The 16004-nt window shown below is 53.0% G+C and carries 13 protein-coding genes; 3 read left to right on the top strand and 10 right to left on the bottom strand.

The features are described 5' to 3' along the window. Positions 1–207: 207 nt before the first annotated feature. From aspA to rtcR, 6 genes are all read right to left on the bottom strand, one after another. Positions 208–1647: an aspartate ammonia-lyase gene (gene aspA, locus NXT09_RS09785; RefSeq protein ID WP_010298348.1), complete on the bottom strand. Its 1440-nt coding sequence runs from the start codon at positions 1645–1647 to the stop codon at positions 208–210. 236 nt (positions 1648–1883) lie between these two features. Further along, positions 1884–2879 (bottom strand): LysR family transcriptional regulator, encoded by a 996-nt coding sequence (locus NXT09_RS09780; RefSeq protein WP_205553962.1) that lies wholly within the window; start codon positions 2877–2879, stop codon positions 1884–1886. A 298-nt stretch (positions 2880–3177) separates the two neighbouring features. Further along, positions 3178–3513 carry a hypothetical protein gene (locus tag NXT09_RS09775; protein WP_205553954.1) on the bottom strand — a complete coding sequence of 112 codons (336 nt, stop codon included), beginning with the start codon at positions 3511–3513 and terminating at the stop codon, positions 3178–3180. Between the two features lie 463 nt (positions 3514–3976). Beyond that, positions 3977–4321: a type II toxin-antitoxin system RelE/ParE family toxin gene (locus NXT09_RS09770; RefSeq protein WP_240584389.1), complete on the bottom strand. Its 345-nt coding sequence runs from the start codon at positions 4319–4321 to the stop codon at positions 3977–3979. A 14-nt stretch (positions 4322–4335) separates the two neighbouring features. After that, positions 4336–4605: a hypothetical protein gene (locus NXT09_RS09765; protein ID WP_039462890.1), complete on the bottom strand. Its 270-nt coding sequence runs from the start codon at positions 4603–4605 to the stop codon at positions 4336–4338. Between the two features lie 160 nt (positions 4606–4765). Further along, positions 4766–6343 carry an RNA repair transcriptional activator RtcR gene (gene rtcR, locus NXT09_RS09760; protein WP_268579554.1) on the bottom strand — a complete coding sequence of 526 codons (1578 nt, stop codon included), beginning with the start codon at positions 6341–6343 and terminating at the stop codon, positions 4766–4768. Positions 6344–6533: 190 nt separating this feature from the next. On the opposite strand from rtcR, the gene NXT09_RS09755 reads away from it, so the two are divergent. Further along, positions 6534–7769, top strand: coding sequence for an RtcB family protein (locus NXT09_RS09755; protein ID WP_164671250.1), 1236 nt, complete (start codon positions 6534–6536; stop codon positions 7767–7769). 16 nt (positions 7770–7785) lie between these two features. After that, positions 7786–9129, top strand: a complete 1344-nt coding sequence (locus tag NXT09_RS09750; RefSeq protein ID WP_268579553.1) for a HEAT repeat domain-containing protein — start codon at positions 7786–7788, stop codon at positions 9127–9129. Positions 9130–9138: 9 nt separating this feature from the next. On the opposite strand, the gene NXT09_RS09745 is transcribed toward NXT09_RS09750, so the two are convergent. Further along, on the bottom strand, positions 9139–9930 hold the full coding sequence (locus NXT09_RS09745; RefSeq protein WP_205553935.1) for an HNH endonuclease: 792 nt from the start codon (positions 9928–9930) through the stop codon (positions 9139–9141). Positions 9931–10082: 152 nt separating this feature from the next. Here NXT09_RS09745 and NXT09_RS09740 point away from each other — a divergent pair, with 152 nt between their 5' ends. Further along, a complete protein-coding gene (locus NXT09_RS09740; protein ID WP_268579552.1) occupies positions 10083–11180 on the top strand; it encodes a DUF1615 domain-containing protein in 1098 nt (365 codons plus the stop codon). A 49-nt stretch (positions 11181–11229) separates the two neighbouring features. Here NXT09_RS09740 and NXT09_RS09735 read toward each other — a convergent pair whose 3' ends face one another. The 3 genes from NXT09_RS09735 to NXT09_RS09725 form a co-directional block, all read right to left on the bottom strand. After that, a complete protein-coding gene (locus NXT09_RS09735; RefSeq protein WP_268579551.1) occupies positions 11230–12699 on the bottom strand; it encodes a SulP family inorganic anion transporter in 1470 nt (489 codons plus the stop codon). Continuing rightward, a complete protein-coding gene (locus NXT09_RS09730; protein ID WP_072012979.1) occupies positions 12696–13364 on the bottom strand; it encodes a carbonic anhydrase in 669 nt (222 codons plus the stop codon). Before NXT09_RS09730 ends, NXT09_RS09735 begins: the two co-directional genes overlap by 4 nt. A gap of 561 nt (positions 13365–13925) precedes the next feature. Next, complete coding sequence (locus NXT09_RS09725; RefSeq protein ID WP_268579550.1) at positions 13926–15875, bottom strand: methyl-accepting chemotaxis protein; 1950 nt, start codon at positions 15873–15875, stop codon at positions 13926–13928. Positions 15876–16004: the final 129 nt, after the last annotated feature.

The following is a 16004-nucleotide window of genomic DNA, read 5'->3' as shown; positions in this document are numbered from 1 at the left end:
CAATTATTCAAATAATATAAGGGATTGAATTGGAAATTTATTTTAGGGGCGAGGGGCTGCAGGGAATCAGTCACAGTATATCTGTGACGCCAGCATTTAGGCGGGAAAAATAATATCGCCATACTGTGAATAATAAGCAAAGAAAAGGCCCGACGTTTCCCTCGGGCCTGTGTGACAACTAGCGAAAAGCGTGGCAGAAAACGAAAATTAAACGGCTTCGTTTTCGTCGGTATAGCGTTTGGCTTTGTAGGCCGGGTGCATCAGGTTCTGGATGGAGAAAATGTCGTCCAGCTGTTCTTCGGTCAGCAGGCCGCGCTCCAGTACTACCTCACGCACGCTCTTACCAGTTTCGGCACAGATTTTCCCAACGATATCGCCGTTGTGGTGGCCGATGAACGGGTTCAGGTAGGTCACGATACCGATAGAGTTGAAGACGTAAGCTTCACACACTTCTTTGTTGGCCGTGATGCCGTCGACGCATTTTTCCAGAAGGTTGTAGCAGGCATTAGACAGAATCTGGATGGATTCGAACATCGCTTGCCCGATAACCGGTTCCATCACGTTCAACTGCAGCTGACCGGCTTCTGCCGCCATGGTGACACAGGTATCGTTGCCGATGACTTTGAAGCACACCTGATTGACCACTTCCGGTACGACCGGGTTAACTTTGGCTGGCATGATGGACGAGCCTGCCTGCAGTTCCGGCAGGTTGATTTCGTTCAGGCCAGTGCGCGGGCCGGAAGACAGCAGGCGCAGGTCGTTACAGATCTTCGACATTTTAACCGCAACGCGTTTCAGGGCGCTGTGCATCATCACGTAAGCGCCACAGTCGGAGGTCGCTTCGATCAGGTCTTCAGCCGGTACGCAAGGCAGGCCGCTGACTTTTGCCAGATGTTGAACGGCCAGCTTTTGGTACTCATCCGGCGTGTTCAGGCGCGTACCGATGGCAGTTGCGCCAAGGTTCACTTCCAGCAGCAACTCGGCGGTGCGCAGCAGGTTACGGTTTTCTTCTTTCAGCAGCACGTTAAACGCGTGGAATTCCTGACCGAGGGTCATCGGCACGGCGTCCTGCAACTGGGTACGGCCCATTTTCAGGATGTTTTCGAACTCTTTCGCTTTGCGCTCAAAGCCATCGCTCAACTGGGTAATCGCTTCGACCAGTTTCAGGATGGAAGTGTACACTGCGATACGGAAGCCAGTCGGGTAGGCATCGTTGGTGGACTGGCATTTGTTCAGGTGGTCGTTCGGGTTCAGGTATTGGTATTCACCTTTCTGGTGACCCATCAGTTCCAGACCGATATTCGCCAGCACTTCGTTGGTGTTCATGTTGACTGACGTACCCGCGCCGCCCTGATAGACATCGACAGGGAATTGGTCCAGGCATTTACCGTTATTCAGCACTTCATCACAGGCTTGCAGAATAGTGTCGGCAATTTTACGTGGGATGGTTTGCAGTTCTTTATTCGCCAGCGCGGCCGCTTTTTTTACCATTACCATAGCGCGGACAAATTCTGGAATATCGCTGATGGTGCTATTGCTGATATAAAAGTTCTCAATCGCACGCAGCGTATGGATACCATAATAGGCATCGGCAGGGACTTCACGGGTACCTAACAGGTCTTCTTCAATACGGATATTCGTTGACATGGATCTTCTTCCTTTTTTCTTGTTCGATGTACATAGCATCGTTTTCAATATTAAGACTATGATTTTTTAGGGTTTATCTTTCCTGTTTTTTGAATTTCAGGTAACACGAACCCATCACGATTTGTATAAAATCATGACTAAAAAGCGTTCTCGGGGAGACGAACATTGAATTAGCATCGTTAAATGGCTAGTGGTGGATATGTTCCTCCATTTGCTATCTCCCAATCATGAATAGGTTATTCCGTATTATCCGGGTTGATCTCAACCAACTTTTCTATTCCGCGGTTCAGCGTTTTCAATTTCGGAATAAATACGGTTTTAATAATGTCATGTGTGACATCACAAGCTTCTTCAAAGAACGCGCTGTATTCATCACGGTGCCCGACAATATACAGCGAGCGCTTAATATTCAGCTGTTCCGGCATATGTGTCAGCACTTCTCTGGAGTGCGCAACGGATTGCAGGAAACTAAGCGGAGTGGTTACCGCCCAACCGATACCAGCCGCCACCATCGACGTTAAGGTATCCGCGTTATCAAATTCGAGCATGTTCGGTACGCGAACATCAATGCGGCGCAGGTAACGCTCAATCTGCATCCCAATCTGTGAGTTCCGATTAAAGCGCACCAGCGGCAGCGCGGTGGAAAGCTCGCGGATGTCCTCAACCGTTTTGATGCGTTTGCGGTAATCCGGCGGCGTGATAATGAAATAGCCTTCGGAAAACAGCTGATGACGCACCACGCTATCGCTGTCGATCAACGGGTCGCTGGTGACGATTAAATCCAGCTCGCGTCGCATTAACGCTTCACCCTGCTGCGGGCTGAGCCCGGTACGAATCAGCAACTGCGATGAACTCTTCATCAAACTCTTGGTAAACACCGAACCGCAGGTTATAGCAAACGAATCCACCAGGCCGATACGCAAGTCGGGCTTAATCCCTTTTCCTGCTTCCAGCACCTGTGCCTTCAGGTTCGCAATCTCCTCCGTCAGGATTTCTCCCCGGTTTTTCAACGCAATGCCGTAGGGCGTCAGGACAAAGGGGCGACGAGCCCGGTTTACCAATTTGACACCAAAATCTTCTTCCAATAACCGGATCGTTTGCGAAATGGCAGAAGGTGTCAGACCTAGCCGCGCGGCGGCTGCCGTCATGCTTCCTGCTTCCGCCATCGTCACAAAAACATAGACGGCGTACATATCGATCGATTTATTGGCGGACACTGTGCGTTTAACCATGTGAGTTTGCCTACGCTGCAAGGTGGATGTCGTCGAAATATGAAGCGTTAGTCTATCTCATCTCGCTGACTACGACCTCGCTAACTGATGTCAGAATAGTCGGCTAACTTCAGAAAAAATACAGGTTGTATCACTGATTAATTTTTTCTTATTTCTAGCTTTAGCGGATCTGAAGATGATGTGTGAAGAGAGCCGGGGCACTGGCAGTCAGAGCGATTCTGCTATTTCCTCCCCTTGTGCAGGGGAGGGCTGGAGTAGGGTAAAAAATCATAACCCTAAATGTCATAACGTATTGTTTTTACTGCGTAGTGAGACGTGAATCACCCACCAGCGTTGCTGTTCGTACGTGGCGTTCGGCCTGTTCGCACATTTCCAGCAGTGCCGGTATCAGGTGTGCGGTGGCGTTGAGGCAAGCGCCGAGCTGGCTGAGGCTTTCCTGTGGCAGTTCAACGTCATTTTGCAGCGTGTCGCCGAGGTAGTGCAGGCCGTGGCACAGTCCTTCAACAGATTCGGCGGCAATCGCGCCGAGGTCGCAGAGCTGAACGTCATCTAACTGCGCGAAAGGCAGGCTGGCGATCAGGTCGCGGAAAATAGTAATGGTGCTGTCAGCGGGTGTGGCGTGATTGTCCGTCATGGTCATTTTTTCCTTGAGATAATTAAGTCCGCCACCACACAAGGTTCCAAATTCGGGTGGTGACACAGACAGGATTGGAACCCCGGCTCTCAAGAAGACCGGTCAACCTTGCGGTTGCCCTGCCTGCGTCACCGTAAAGAGTGTGCACGCAGCCCCTGAAAAAACAAAGCGTTTTTCAGTCTTGAGAGGTTCGGGGTTCCAAGCCCGGTTGCGGATGTTGCCGCAGCACAGAGACTGTATTCCAACGATGAAAAACGTGAAATAGGGTGGATGGATTTACAGTGGAATTACAGCGGGTTTTGGAATGGTGTTCGCAGAAATTGCTGAAAGGCTTGTCGCTGGCAAACCGCGATACACGGGGCGACCACAGGGGTGAGGCATCCCTCCCCCTGTGTTTCCCCTAAAATGAGGCGACTAGCTGCCTGTGAGTGCGGAAAAGTGGAGCGGTATCTTATGGAACCAATCAGTTCAACACATGATAGCGATAAAGCATTTTCTCAAGGTCCTGTTTCATGCTGACAAAGAGCAGGATCTCTATGACGCGATGCTCTTCATCAACATCATATAAACAGCGAAAATCATCTTCTATCGAGAGACGTTCACGTAGTGCGATTCCCTTATCGGATAATATTGCGTTGTGTCTGTAGCGGGCAGGATCTTTAGAAATGGCCTGTATGGATGTTAAGAACAGGGATTCAGACCACGTAGCAGCTTGTTCAATGCCAATATAGTGAGATTTATAAGACTCAGCATCCTGCAAAGACCAGACAGCCGCGGGCGCGACTTTAATGGTGTACGAACTGGCCAAATTGACTCCTTGTTTTACGTTCGCGCTTCACGTAATTTTTGTAGGGCTTCCTCTGCGGACATTCCCTGACCGTTTTTAATTTCTTTCTTGGCCGTCATCACCAGCTTTAAAAGTGCGTTAGATTGTCTTTCTCTTTCTCTCTCCAGCAGCTCTGCTTCCCGTTCCGCCGCTGTTTGCACGAAGAGTTCTGCGGAGCCGTTTTTCGTTACATAAACGCCCCCCTGAAACAGTTCAGGGTTGCCAAGGCCTTCACGGGCCGACTTCTGAGACATTGTGGTCTTCATGTTAAATACCTTAATTATAACAATATCTTATATTGATTTTGGCTATGAAAAATAGACCCCTGCCATGTGGTATAGCGAGCACTTCCATCTTGCTATTACCCGAGGATAACAGAGTAATGATATCGTAGCCTACGTGTTAAGGTATAAATTTATGATAAATTTATACCCGCTTCAACCCCTCCCAGCTCAGCCCAAAACGTGCCAGATACTTCCGTAGTCGGTCAGCATCGTTAGGCTTTTGTTTTTGCTGGCGTGAGACGGCGAACAGTCGTCGGCCGGCTTCGGAGAGCGAATTGGCGGTGCGACAGACGTCGAGCACGGTTTCAAGCTGACGCTGTTCGAAGAGGTCGATGTTGGCGAGTTCGGGCGGCAGCGCGGTTGTCGGGGCATCGCTCTGCCAACTGGCCCGCAGGCGCGTGATTTCTTCCTCTACCAGTGCCACGGTGATGCGCCCTTGTTCCGCCAGTGTCGCCATGCGGGCAATGGAGGAACCGAGTTCGCGGAAGTTGCCGCGCCATGCTGCCTGCGGCGAGCTGGCAAAGGCGAGGTAGCGCTGTCGCGCGTCTTTATCGAAGCGGATCTGTGTTTGGTGATCGCGTGTGAAGCGCTGGAGTTCATACTCAATGTTCGGTTCGATATCTTCCCGACGTTCCGCCAGCCCCGGCAAAGGGAAGGTCCACATGTTGATACGGGCATAGAGATCTTCACGGAATTTGCCCTGTGCGATCCACTCGCGCAGGTTACGGTGCGTGCCAGCAATCAGTTGAAAATCGCTGCTCACCTCTTTATCCGAGCCAAACGGTAAAAAGCGTTTTTCTTCAATCGCCTTGAGCAGCATGGCTTGTTCATCTAGCCCGAGTTCGGCAATCTCATCCAGAAATAGCATCCCGCCATCCGCTTCACGTAACAGTCCGGTTCTCGCCTGCAACGCACCGGTAAACGCGCCTTTTACGTGGCCGAACAGTGTCGACATCGCATTGTCGCCGCGCAGCGTGGCACAGTTAACCGCAACAAACCGGCCGCTAACCAGATGCCGCGACTGGCGTAGCTGGTAGATACGCTGTGCCAGAAAGGATTTCCCCGCACCGGTCGGGCCGGTTAAGAGCATCGGTGCGGTGGAACGCAGTGCGACGCGTTCAATCTGGTCGATCAGTGCGTTGAACGTGCTGTTGCGCGTTTCGATACCTGATTTCAGGAATGAGACGGAGCGCTCCTGCTCATGTTGGAAGCGGCTGGTGAGGGTCGCGTAGCGGCTGAGATCCAGATCTATGACGGAGTAGATCCCCTGCGGTGCCGGACGATCCGCTTTCTCTCCCGGTGCGGTTTGCAGCAGCTTGGCGGGCAGGTAGCGGGCTTCGGTCAGCAGGAACCAGCAAATCTGTACGACGTGGGTGCCGGTGGTGATGTGAACGAAATACTCTTCGTTTTCGGTATCGAACGGATAGCGGCTCGCAAAGTCCAGAAAGGCGCTGTAAACCTCTTCCAGATTCCACGGGTCGCGCAACTCAACGGCCTGAAGCGTGACCCGTGTGGCGGGTGACACCACGGCGATATCCTCCGCCACCTGTTGTGCCATTCCTTCGTTGCGTGACTGGTGCAGCAGTTCCAGTCGATCGACTGGAAAATCAGGCTGCTGGCACAGGCCGACGGTGGGTCGCCATTTCGTCCAGCGATTTTCTCGTTTACCCCGTTTGTCCAGCGTGGTACCCAACACACCAATAACGACGCGACGCTTCATACGATACCTTTGTATAAATTATTATCCTATGGGATAAATTTACCTATTCTTTTATCCCGTTACTAGTTTAGGTGGTGAGTTTTTTATTTGTTAATTATCAATTAATTATATTTTTATTTTGTTGTTTTCAGAAAATTGGCACGTCTTTCGCTATATCTCAGGTGAACAATACAAACAAAGAGAATGAAAAATGGAAGAAATGAAAACGCAGGATTACGACATGATGTCGCCAGTGAATAGCGCACCGGTAAAAATGTGGACACAGGGTGTACCTGTGGAGCCGGAGGCCCGCGACCAACTGCTGAATACGGCCAAAATGCCGTTCATTTTTAAACATCTGGCGGTGATGCCGGATGTGCATCTGGGAAAAGGATCGACGATTGGTAGCGTGATCCCCACGCGTGGCGCGATTATCCCGGCGGCGGTCGGCGTGGATATCGGCTGCGGGATGATTGCGGTGCGTACGTCACTGGTTGCCAGCGACCTGCCGGATAACCTGATGGGGCTGCGTAGCGCGATTGAACAGGCGGTACCGCACGGACGTAGCGTAACGCGTTCCAAACGCGATGTCGGTTCCTGGCATACCCCGCCACAAACGGTGGATGCGCACTGGTCGCTGCTGGAACCGCGTTTTAAACGTTTGACGGATAAATATCCGCAGTTGCTGAAAACCAACAATTATCAGCATCTGGGAACATTAGGAACGGGTAACCACTTTATTGAAATCTGTCTGGATGAAGTGGATCGCGTGTGGGTGATGTTGCATAGCGGGTCGCGTGGTGTAGGGAATGCGATTGGGTCGCTGTTCATCAAGCTGGCGCAGGAGGATATGCAGCAGCACATTGCGAACTTGCCGGACCGTAACCTGGCGTATTTCGAGGAAGGAAGCCTGCACTTTGACGATTACATTGAAGCGGTGGAATGGGCGCAGGATTTTGCCCGTCATAACCGTGAAGTGATGATGTCGCATACGCTGGCGGCGCTGTCCCGAATTGTGACGAAGCCGTTTACCACCCAGCAGGAAGGCGTGAACTGCCACCATAACTATGTGCAGCGTGAAACGCACTTTGGTGAATCGGTGCTGATTACCCGTAAAGGGGCTGTGTCGGCGCAGAAAGGGCAGATGGGGATTATTCCGGGGTCGATGGGCGCGAAGAGCTTTATCGTGCGCGGATTGGGAAACGAAGAGAGTTTCTGTTCCTGTAGCCACGGCGCGGGGAGAACCATGAGCCGTACCGCCGCGAAAAAACGCTTCACCGTGGAAGATCAGATCCGCGCGACCGCACACGTCGAGTGCAGAAAAGACAGTGACGTTATCGATGAAATTCCGATGGCGTACAAAGATATCGATAAGGTGATGGCAGCGCAGTCATCGCTGGTGGAAATTGTGCATACGCTGCGTCAGGTGGTGTGTGTGAAAGGATAAGAAGAGGGCTGGGAATATGGCATCGTACAATTTACTCCTGCAACAGCTGGAAAAGTTGGTGGCCTCACCAGATAACTATTATCGGCCCGCGCAGGCTGATGCTCTGGGTTCAGCGTCACACCTGATAACGCTCACACGTCACTATAACGGGCATATTCGGCAGCGTGCGGTGCTGTGTCTGGGCTTCATGGATGAGGTCTCGGCATTACCGGCGCTGATTGAACGAGTAAACGATTGGGCTGAACCGGTACGCCGCGCGGCTAAGCAGAGCGTGCGGCTACTGTTAACGCCGAACAATACCGCGTCTTTTGTCGCCAATTTGCCTGCCATTTTCTGGCTGTTGCAGTGTCAGCGGGAAGATCATCAGCCGCTGGTGGATGAGATTGTGAGCTTTCTGGTTGAGGAGCCGCACGCGCTGTCGCTATTCGCGGGGTTATGCTCGGAAGATAAAACTGTCGCCCGATTATCACTGGATATTCTGGCTCTGCGTGAGCGGTTCCCGTTGAAGCAGATCTTTGGTCAGGCGATGTTGCATCGCGATCCGTTAGTCAGAGCGAACGCGGCGCGGTATTTGCTGAGTGCGGACAAGGACGTCGATCATGAAGTGATGACCATTCTGTTGAAAGACTCGTTCGCACCCATCAAGCAGGTAGCGTTGCAGTATGTGATAGACAATGCGTTCCCCGTGTCTGATCCTCAACTGATTGCCTTACTGTTTGATAAGAATGCATTGGTGCGTCAACGTGCCTCAGCGCTACTGCGCGAACGAAACGACGATCCGGTTGTGTATTACCTTGCGGCGCTGGATCGGGCAAGTACCGTCACAGTGCGCAAAATCACGCTCTGGGGGCTGGATGAACATCGCTACGACGGTATTGTGGCATTGGCGGAACGCAATCTAGACGAACGCTATCCCAGCCTTTACTACAGTGCGTTGCGCATTCTCATTCTGCGTACGGGTGACGATGCGCGTGAGCAGCTGTTGGTCTCTCTACGTCACCCCTCGCTGGCTATTGCGAAGGTTGCACGGAAGCTGTTTTACCAGCAGAAAATTTATCTGTCGCTGTTTGAGCTTCAACGTTGTCTGGACAGCGCGTCTTCCAGAGAACACGCTGAGGTGTATTACTTTCTAGCGCACAAGCTGAATAAATGGGATTGGCTGATTTTCCTGCTGGATAACGCTGAGCCAGAGAATTCGGCACTAACGCAGGCTAGCGTTGCGTATTGGGTACAGCGGTTCAACCGTTCGGGCATGCTGCCGAATACACAACAGCAGGCACGTTTACGGACGCTGTTGGACGAACATCCACACGTCATCTCGCGCGACAGCCCCTATATCGCCCTGTTTTTGTATAGGTGATTTGTCGCTTTACCCCCGCCCTAAAAAAATATGCTCACGATGGTATGCCATCTGTGACAGGTTGGGCGGGTAGGTGTCTGGCACGTGGATTTGTTTGCCTTCGTACTGGGCGAAATTGACGTCGCTGATAGCGCTTTTCAGCTTTTTGATGCGTGGCGAAAGCAGCATTTCCAGCGAGTCGTTGAAGCTGATGAGCCCCATATCAAAGGCTTTGTCGTGCAGGTTGGACAGGCAGAGGCCGTTGCTGGGATCGAGGCGATATTCTGGTGCCGTTTTCCACGGTTGAATATGGCTGGCGACCAGCAGAGCCGGCTCTTCCAATCCTGTCACGCAGCAGCGTTCGCCGTAGTTGCTGAGCACGCGTTTGCGGAACAGCTGCTGACCGATGCGCGTTTTTACCTGTGTAAGGCGCTCGCCGCCGTGATAATCAGGGATTTCGCTGTCGTTGGCTTGGTACGGTGGTGGCACTGTTGTCGCTTCCGCCGCTCCTGCTTCGAGCGATACCATCGCTTGTTGGCACTGTTGTTCAAATAACTCGGGGTTGCTGTCCATCTCCTGCCACAGCGCGCGGTCAGCGTTGGACGCGCCACGCAAGCCAGTACGACCGGAATCGATAATAAACGGATCGAGGCTAGCCAAATTAACCAGCTTCATCGCCAATGCGGAAGGCGTGCGGTTAATCAACCCAGCATAGTGAATGATATCGGGGTTACGCGAATGTAGCCTGCCAAACGGTAGCTGACTGTACAGGGTGAAGGCGATCAGTAGCTGATCTCGCGTCCAATGGTTGGTGGCAGCCATGCGTGTGTCGTCCGTTCGTTAGCGCATTCGGTTAGTGATAGCGCTAACTATGCCAGGTCAGCCCGTAAAATGCATGTGCTTGCCTCCGGCTGGATAATTGGCGCGGGCTGCGCTAACGTTCTGACAGCTTTCCTATCATGATGCGAGAGACTATGTCCTGTTCTTCTATTCCCTTGTTTCGTCCCCTGTGCGCCTTGGCTCTGCTGGTGCTTGCGGGCTGTGCCAGCAAGACTGCGACGACACCGGAATCGCGGCCTGCGGATGTTCGTGCTCAGCTACTCAAGCTGTTACCGGACAACGTGAAAGATCGCCAAGGCTGGGCGACCGATATCGCCACGGCATTCACCACGCAGGGACTCGATCCCAGTCATGAAAATCTGTGTTCGGTACTGGCCGTAACCGAGCAGGAATCGACGTTTAATGCCGATCCGCAGGTACCGAATTTGTCGAAAATCGCCTGGCAGGAAATAGACCGCCGTGCGGAGCAGGTTCATGTTCCTGCGTTTCTGGTGCGTACCGCACTGCTTATCAAATCCCCTAACGGAAAAAGCTACAGCGAGCGGCTGGATAAGGTACGCACAGAAAAAGAGCTTAGCGCGATCTTTGATGATTTCATCGACATGGTGCCGATGGGGCAGACGTTGTTCGGTCGGCTGAATCCGGTGCATACCGGTGGGCCGATGCAGGTGAGCATCGCGTTTGCGGAAGCTAACGCGAAGGGCTATCCGTACACCGTGAACGGCACGATTCGTCAGGAGGTGTTTAGCCGTCGTGGTGGGATGTACTTTGGCATCAAGCACCTGCTGGGCTATCCGGCGAATTATCCGCAGTCGATATACCGATTCGCGGATTTTAACGCAGGATGGTATGCCAGCCGAAATGCGGCGTTCCAGCGTGCCGTTAGCCGTCTGACGGGGATCAAGCTGGCGCTGGACGGTGATTTAATCAACTACGGTTCGGATAAAGCCAGCGCTACGGAGCTGGCAGTTCGCGCGTTGGGGAAACGGTTGGACATGAGCGACAGCAGCATTCGTCGTGCGCTGGAGAAGGGCAATAGCCTCGATTTTGAAGACACCAGCCTGTATGAGCGCGTCTTTGCGCTGGCGGATAAATCGGGCACGAAGGCGCCGCGCGTCATCCTGCCGGGAATCACACTGGAAAGCCCGAAAATCACCCGTAAACTCACCACGGCGTGGTTTGCCAATCGTGTCGACGAGCGTCGGCAGCGGTGCTTGGCAAGGGCTAAATAGGCAACGCCCCCCGCCGAGGGCGCTGCTGTCATTCACTGCGGTTACTGCGTCAAACCGGCCACTGGCTGAGTTTGATGCCGCGTTCTTGCGCGTTCTCGCGGAAATCTTCCAGCATCGTGCGGACATCGGGGTCGATGTAGTCGGCGTTGTCGTGTTCGACAATCACGACGCTGTTGGCGGGGATCTTGTTGAGCAAGCCTTGCAGGCGCGGGTTGTGCACAAACGTCAGGTTCTGCTGAAAGCTCAGGACAAAGTGATCGCCGTAGCGTGTGAGCTGCATCGCGTTGCGGTGGCTTTTGTAAATGCTGAAGGCCAACTGGGTCACGATGCCAATCCCGATGCCTGCCAGCATCCCAAACACGATGATCCCGACAACGGTCGCGGCGAAAGGCACAAACTGCTGTAAACCCTGACGCCACAGCAGCAGGAACTGTTGCGGAGAAGCCAGCTTATAGCCGGTATACAGCAACACGGCGGCCAGACTGGCAAGCGGGATGACGTTGAGCAAATCGGTCATAAACAGGCCACAAAGCAGTAGCAGCACGCCGTGCAGCAGGATGGAAAATTTGGTACGCGCGCCGGCGTTGACGTTGACGGAGCTGCGCACGATCACTGCAGTGATTGGCAATCCGCCCAGAAAACCACTGAGCATGTTCCCGATGCCTTGCGCACGCATCTCTTTATCCGGCGAAGGCGCAGGGTGCTGCGGACGAATTTTCTTCAGCGCTTCCTGACTTAACAGCGTTTCCAGGCTAGCCACCAGCGCCAGCGTTACCGCGACGACATAAACCGCCGGGTTCTTCCAAGCCTGCCAGTCAGGGCGCGTCATCTCCCCCATCAGCTGTTCCAGACTGCCAAATTCCGGCAGGACAATACGCGGTAGGTTATCGACCATTTCGGAGGACAGGCGCTCGCCGTAGACGGTAAAGAGTCCGCCAAAGAGTACGGCGACCAGCGGACCGGGAAGCCAGCTAAAGGCGCTGATTTTCTGCACGGGCTTGGTGGTCCAGAGCCAAAGAATCGCCAGCCCGACCAGACAGACGGTCAGCGCGCTGGCGGAGAATCCAGGTTCGGAGGCGTCGAAGAGCGATTTCAGATTGTCCTCACCGTCCGAGCCGAAGGCGAGCGGGATTTGCTGCATAATCAGCAGGATGCCGATAGCAGACAGCATACCTTTAATCACGGTGCCGGGGATGAGCGTAATGAAACGCCCGGCGCGCAGCAGGCCCATAATGCATTGCAGCACGCCTGCGAGCATAATCGCCAATAGCAATGCCGAAAACGATCCCAGGCTGGCGATAGAGCCGGAGACGATAGTAACCAGACCGGCGGCAGGGCCGCTGACGGCGTAGCGAGATGGACTGAACAGGGTGACGACGATACCGCCGACGACGCCGGTCAGCAGACCGACAAAAGGAGGAAGACCACTGGCCTGCGCGATACCGAGGCTCAGCGGCAGGGCAACAAGGAAGACGACGAGCCCCGCGGGGATATCATGTCGGAGTGTGCTCAGATTCATGGGGATGCCTCCTGTTTCTGGGCGTGACGGTGGATGAGTTCTTTCAGATGACCGCTATGCAGGTCGTAGACACAGCCGAAAACATCAAGCTCGACGCCATTGCGCCAGGCTTTTTGCACTGGTTCACAGGCGATCAGGTGGGCGAACTGTGCCAGCACGTTGGCTTCCACCAGTTGATTCTGGCGCGTGCTTTCATCGGCATCGCTATCTTGCGAGGCGGCAATATGCGGCGAAAGCGCCTGACGCAGATCCGTGATGCGGCGGGAAAGGGCGGAATCCTCCTGAGCGAGGCCCATTTCGGGTAGGTTCACCGCTGCCTGAACACCGCCACAGCCATAGTGGCCGCAGAGCACGATGCGGGAAACATGCAGGTATTCGAGGGCATATTGCAGCACGCTCATGAAGTTATCGTCGTCTGCCACCACCATATTCGCGATGTTGCGGTGAACAAAAAGCTCGCCGGGAGCAGACCCCGTCAGCACTTCGGCAGGAACACGACTGTCTGAACAGCCGATCCAGAGCGAGTGGGGCGTCTGGCCCTGCGTGTGCTTTCTGAAATAGTGGGGATGGCGTTGGCGACGCAACGTAGCCCAACTGCGGTTTTTGGCTAATAGGGGTTTTAATGTCGTCAAATTAAACTCTCTCTTTAGAAAACACAGGGATATTTCCCGCCCAGTTGGGAAGGAAAACGGAATCATTAATTATTAGCCTTCACTTAATTAAGTTAGGCATAATTAAATTTAGTTCTGGTGTTTTCTAAATTGTGACGTTTATTGAGAATTTTCTTATATTTTGATTTGTTGATTATATAAATAAATGATTACTTAATTCCTTTTAAAACAATATGTTGGCGTTTATTTCTTTATGATAAGAAAAAGCTATTTTACTTAACCTTCTTTGAGGTTAGGTATTTAATGTTGCATTGATATTGCAATTTATATCCTTATTGCCGAGCCTTTTTATATAAAGTAATGCGTTATCGACATCCAGTTTAATTAGTTAATTAAAGCGACGAGGGTACCAATTACAATTATGTTTGGAAATATAAAATAGATTTTATCCCTATTAACCCAATATAAAGTGTGGAAATAAAGAGAAGAGATATAGAGGAAATATAGAGGAGGAAGTGATGAGGGATATACGGGATATATTGTCTAAATAATGAGATGGAGCCGGGCTGTATCGCCCGGCTAAAAGAGCAGAAAGCATTACTGTCGGTTTATGCGCTACCTTGCTAACAGCGCTTGTCGCAAAGGTTGCTGCGGTGCGTTGTCGTCAACTTTGAAGCGGCTGACTAGCGATTCCATTTCAATCGCCTGTTCATCCAGTAACTGGCTGGCAACAGAGGCCTGAGAAACCAGCGTCGCATTCTGCTGCGTGACCATCTCTAGCTGGCTGAGCGCTTCGTTAATTTGCGCGATGCCCAGCGATTGCTCATCGGCGGCGACCGCGATTTCATTCACCAGATCGCGCACTTTACGCGTCCCGGCGACGATATCGTTAATCCCCCGGTTCGATTGGTTCACCAGCTTTGTCCCTTCGCTGACGCTGGCAATGCTGTCGGCGATGAGCGCGCGGATTTTGCCCGCTTCGTCTGCACTACGCTGCGACAGCTGACGAACCTCTGCCGCGACGACAGAGAACCCGCGGCCATGCTGCCCCGCTCGTGCGGCCTCAACTGCCGCGTTCAGCGCCAGCAGGTTGGTCTGAAAGGCAATGGCATCAATGGCGGAAACCACCGCATTCACGCGCTGGCTAGCATCCTGAATTCTTTCCATCGCACCGCTGGCTGACTCGGTAATGGTGCCGACACGATGAGCCTGATCGTCTACCTCTGTTGTCAGTTGGCGCGCCTGTCCAGCAAAGTCGGCGGTTTGTTTTACCGTAACGGTAATCTCTTCCATGCTGCTGGCGGTTTGCACCAGTGAAGCGGATTGCTCTTCAGTACGCTGAGCCAGATCCTGATTGCCGTTGGCGATCTCGCTGCTGGCTTGTCCGATCGTCTGCGAGCTGCGCTTAATACTCACCACCATATCGGCGATGTTTTCCAGTGAGGCGTTGTACGCCTGATTCAGCTGTGACAGTTCATCGGTTCCCGGCACGCGCAGGCGGCGCGTAAGATCTCCGCCCATCTCGCGAATGGTCGTCAGCGTTTGTTGAAGCTGCTCGTTGATGCTGCGCATGACCATCGAAGCAAGACCGAGCGCCATGAGCAGAGAAACCAGCGCACCGGCCAAATAGCTAATCCAGGACTGGCGGGCATTGGCGGCTAAGGTATTCACCTGTGCCGTCAGGTCGTTGGTGGCGAGCTGTTCAACCTTTTTCAACTCATCGATTTTTGCCGTTTGTTGGCTAAACCACTGAGTTGCATCGATATCAAAATTGCCGCCAGGAGAAGCGATGGCTTTATTACGCATCTGAAGTGCGCTTTGTGCAGAAGGGTTGTTGAGGGCCTGTTCAAAAGCCCTGCGCAGTTCGGGATTAGCGAACATGTTATAGGCCGTGGTATAGGCATCTCCCCGACCAACCATCTGGTTCAGACGCTCGAACATACCGGTAGCAAAGCTATTGGCAGAGAACGCGTTGGAGAGCACCGCGCGTTCAAGCCCGGCCTGTTCTTTGACGTTCAGCAGGTTGTAATAGGCCGCCAGCCGCTGGGCGATACCGCCATCGCTGACCAGATGGGCCATATCCCCGACGATATTCAGCAGATTGCTGACTGAATCGGAATAGTAGCCAATGGCTTGGGCGACGGGTATCGATATGCTGTCGACACTGCGGCGGTGTTCCACAAGCTGTTGTGTTTTCTGCGTGACGCGACCGAGTTCTTCGCTGACGGCATCCCCAAGCTCGGCGCGGCTCAGGTTTGCGGCGGTTTGTTCAAGCACCTGCTGTGCCCGATCGGTGGCTTGCCGCTGCGTGGTGAGCTCTGGGCCAAAATTTTTCCCCTGACTGCCAAAATAGCCCGCGCTCAAGCCGCGCTCACGCTGTAACTGGTGAGCGTACTCGCCTGCATCGCGCGCCAGCGTGATGAGTTTCTCCATTCGGATCATTTCATTTTCGGTATTGCGGCGTTCCATCACGCCGGAAAAACTGAACCAGAGGAGGGCAAGGATGGGCGGGAGAAGGGCAAGAATGAACTTACTACGGATCGAGATGTGATGAAGGGATTTCATAGGTGTGCTCCATAGCCTGCAAGTCGTCCGTTCCTGACATGTGCAGTTTGCAAAAGTAGACAGGGGTTTATTTTAGTTTCGGCCTAATAAGGGAATGGTTTAGCGTTGACCCCCTCATTCCCTTAAAAA

Origin of the sequence: Pectobacterium jejuense, from assembly GCF_026800125.1 — a bacterium.
Classification (GTDB): Bacteria; Pseudomonadota; Gammaproteobacteria; order Enterobacterales; family Enterobacteriaceae; genus Pectobacterium; species Pectobacterium jejuense.
This window is presented reverse-complemented; position numbering and strand designations above follow the sequence as displayed.

Excerpts from the sequence above, each read along its gene's own strand:
- aspA (WP_010298348.1), bottom strand. The coding sequence starts at position 1,647 with ATGTCAACGAATATCCGTATTGAAGAAGACCTGTTAGGTACCCGTGAA.
- NXT09_RS09780 (WP_205553962.1), bottom strand. The coding sequence starts at position 2,879 with ATGGTTAAACGCACAGTGTCCGCCAATAAATCGATCGATATGTACGCC.
- NXT09_RS09775 (WP_205553954.1), bottom strand. The coding sequence starts at position 3,513 with ATGACGGACAATCACGCCACACCCGCTGACAGCACCATTACTATTTTC.
- NXT09_RS09765 (WP_039462890.1), bottom strand. The coding sequence starts at position 4,605 with ATGAAGACCACAATGTCTCAGAAGTCGGCCCGTGAAGGCCTTGGCAAC.
- rtcR (WP_268579554.1), bottom strand. The coding sequence starts at position 6,343 with ATGAAGCGTCGCGTCGTTATTGGTGTGTTGGGTACCACGCTGGACAAA.
- NXT09_RS09755 (WP_164671250.1), top strand. The coding sequence starts at position 6,534 with ATGGAAGAAATGAAAACGCAGGATTACGACATGATGTCGCCAGTGAAT.
- NXT09_RS09750 (WP_268579553.1), top strand. The coding sequence starts at position 7,786 with ATGGCATCGTACAATTTACTCCTGCAACAGCTGGAAAAGTTGGTGGCC.
- NXT09_RS09745 (WP_205553935.1), bottom strand. The coding sequence starts at position 9,930 with ATGGCTGCCACCAACCATTGGACGCGAGATCAGCTACTGATCGCCTTC.
- NXT09_RS09740 (WP_268579552.1), top strand. The coding sequence starts at position 10,083 with ATGTCCTGTTCTTCTATTCCCTTGTTTCGTCCCCTGTGCGCCTTGGCT.
- NXT09_RS09735 (WP_268579551.1), bottom strand. The coding sequence starts at position 12,699 with ATGAATCTGAGCACACTCCGACATGATATCCCCGCGGGGCTCGTCGTC.
- NXT09_RS09725 (WP_268579550.1), bottom strand. The coding sequence starts at position 15,875 with ATGAAATCCCTTCATCACATCTCGATCCGTAGTAAGTTCATTCTTGCC.